The sequence below is a fragment of the Rhizobacter sp. P3_B12 genome, from assembly GCF_056402895.1.
Window position 1 is genome coordinate 1 of the sequence record NZ_JBFUGN010000820.1, and the last position, 2,823, is coordinate 2,823.

The 2,823-nt window shown below is 72.1% G+C and carries 3 protein-coding genes; all 3 read left to right on the plus strand.

Annotation, left to right across the window (positions count from 1 at the left end):
* The coding region (locus AC1D01_RS28530; RefSeq protein ID WP_477872418.1) for a phosphotransferase family protein at positions 1-712 on the plus strand (712 nt) is incomplete at its 5' end.
* 5 nt (positions 713-717) lie between these two features.
* On the plus strand, positions 718-1,941 hold the full coding sequence (locus AC1D01_RS28535) for an MFS transporter (RefSeq protein ID WP_477872422.1): 1,224 nt from the start codon (positions 718-720) through the stop codon (positions 1,939-1,941).
* A gap of 20 nt (positions 1,942-1,961) precedes the next feature.
* Positions 1,962-2,823 (plus strand): nucleotidyltransferase domain-containing protein (locus tag AC1D01_RS28540; protein ID WP_477872420.1); only part of this gene is annotated, 862 nt, incomplete at its 3' end.

Sequence of the window (2,823 nt, forward strand, 5' to 3'; positions counted from 1 at the left end):
GAGCGAGTACGACGTGATCGCGATGGATGCCGCAGCCGGCACGCCGCTGTACGAGCGTCTGCAGGCCAGCGGCAACATCGACGCCACCGACACCACCACCACCGCCGCCGGCCCCGAGCCCCACATCGAGCTGCCCCTGCGTTCGATCGCACGCTGGCTGGGCCAACTGCACGCGCTGCCGCTGCAGCCGCGCGAGAGCCTGCTCGCCGCGAGCCGGCCCTTCAAGGCCTTCAAGATCGAGCTGCAATATGCCCGGCTGATCGATGAACTGCCAGCGCACCTGCATCGCGCGGCGCTGGCCTTCATCCACGACTACCTCGTGCTCGAAGCCGAGCCGGTGCACGGCGACCTGAACTCCCGCAACGTGCTGGTCGACGCCGAGCATGGCGTGTCGGTGATCGACTTCGAGCAGGGCCACTTCGGCGAAGGCTGCTACGACCTCGCCTACCTGCTGAGCGAATACGTGATCCGCGCGCTGCACCACGACCGCGACGCGCTCCCCCTCGTCGCCCGCACCTGGGACCACTACGCCAGTGCGCGGCTGCTGGCCGACCCGCCGGCCTGGCGGCGGCGCCTGCACCTGCACCTGGCCTTCCAGTGCCTGTACCGGCTGGCCGGCCCGACGCGCGCCGTCTGGACCGGCCACCTCGACGACGCGGCCGGCCGGCGCGTGCGCGAGTGGAGCCTGGGCCTGCTGGAGCGCCAGCTGTGAGCCTGATGAGACGCATGCGCTGTGCATGGCACCTGCCCCTCGGCTACATCGGCTTCTTCCTGCCGGCCGGCGTGCTGCTGAGCTACCTGCCGCCCTTCCTGCGCGACAAGGGGCTGGCCCCCGACGAGGTGGCCTGGATCTTCAGCGCCGTGTTCGGCGTCAAGCTGGTCACCGGGCCGCTGCTCGCGTGGTGGGCCGATGCATCGCGGCGCCAGTCGAGCCTGCTGTGGGTGGCCGCCTGGGCCRTCGCCGGTGCCGCCTGGCTGCTCGGCACCTCGACGCATTTCGCCGGGCTGCTGTTCGCGGTGGTCGTCATGGCCGCCTGCCGCAACTACTGCCAGAGCCTGCTCGAGGCCCTCGCCACCCGGCTGCGGGGTGCCGGCGGCGCGGTGCGCTACGGCTCGATGCGGGCGCTCGGTTCGGCCTCGGTGTGTGCCGGCGTGCTGCTGTTCGGCGGCCTGTGGTCGGCCACGGCCGCGTGGCAGCAGGCCGCCTTGCCGCTGTTGGTGCTGGTGTCGGCGCTGGTGCTGATCACCAGCCTGCGCGCGATGCAGTCGGCCGTGCGGTCCATGGTGGAGGTGCCTACGCAGATTCCCGCGCAGTTGCCCGATACCGCGCATGCCGGCATCGCCCGCGCACCCGCGTCGCTTGCCACCCTCAGCGGCGTGCTGCTGCTCGTCGGCGCCACGCTGCTGATCGGCGCCAACGGCATCTTCTACAGCAGCGCCACCTTGCTGCTGCAGCAGCGCGGCATCGGCAGTCCGGCCATTGCCGCGCTGTGGTGCGCGGCCTTCGGCGTCGAGACGCTCGGCTTCGCGGCCTTCGACCGCCTGCGCGCCCGCTGGGGCAACGCCCGGCTGTTCGGCGTGGTCGTGATGCTGTCCCTGTTGCGCTGGTCGCTGCTCGCCACCGACGACGGCCTGCCGTGGCTGCTGCTCGGCTTCATGCTGCACGTCGCCTCGTTCTCCTGGACGCACGCGCTGTGCGCGCTGTGGGTGCGTGACCTGAGCCCAGGCCGCTACGCCATCACCGGCCAGGCGCTCTACACCGCCTGCGCGCACGGCATCGGCATGGCCGGCGCGGCCTGGGTCGCGAGCCGCGTGCTGCCGACCTGGGGCCCCTGCGTGTACGCGCTGGCGACCACGATGACCGCCGCCGGCGCACTCGTGATCGCCACGCGCGACGCGTTGGCCCAGCGGGCCCGCGCCACCGCGGCGCTCCACGCATGACCTCCACGCCGGGAGCCCGCATGAGAGATTGCACCCGCCTCGCCGAACAGCTGTCGCAGGCCACGCTGCGCCACTGCCCGCATGCGCTGGCGGTCGCGCTCGGCGGCTCGCAAGCCAGCGGTCGGCACGACGACCACTCCGATCTCGACCTCGTCGTGCTGCTCGCCGAGGGCGCCCTGGTCGAAGGCGCCCGCCAGATCGGCGAGGCGCTGCTGCCGCTGGTCGCGGAGCCGGTGCAGCTGGTCGGCGGTCCCGCGTGGAAGGAAGGCTTCGGCTGCCGCACCTCGGTGCTGTATGCCGACGGCTTCAAGCTGGAACTCTTTGTCGTGACGCCCGACACGCTGCCGGTCGTCGAGCGCGTGCTGCGCTGGCGGCCGCTGTGGGGTGCGCGGCACCTGATGCCGCTGCAGGCGGCGGTGGCCCGGCAGCTGACCAACGACTGCATCGCGGCGCGCGCCCAGTTCGACGTGGCCTATGCGCACATGTCGATCTGCCGCCACCTGACGCGCGGCGAGCTGTTCGCGGCGCGCCACGTGCTGACCAGCCTGGTCGCGATCGCGATCGCGCTGCGCCTGTTCCAGCTGGGCCGCGCCTACGATCCGGTCGCCAGCGTCAAGCGCATCGTGCGCGACGGCCTCGACAGCGACCGCGTGGTGCGCGAGATCGAGAGTGCGTCGAACCAGCTCGGTGGCAACCCCTTGCAGCTGGCCGCGGCACTGCACATGCTGCGGCGCACCTGCTGGGAGATCCTGCGCGACCTGCCCGAGCGCAGCAAGGGCACCTGCGCGGCGCAGCAGCACCTGGAGCAGATCGCCACTGCGTCCGAGCGCTGGATGGAAGCGAGCGCCGGCAAGGTCCCGGTGCGCGAGTACGTCTCTGATG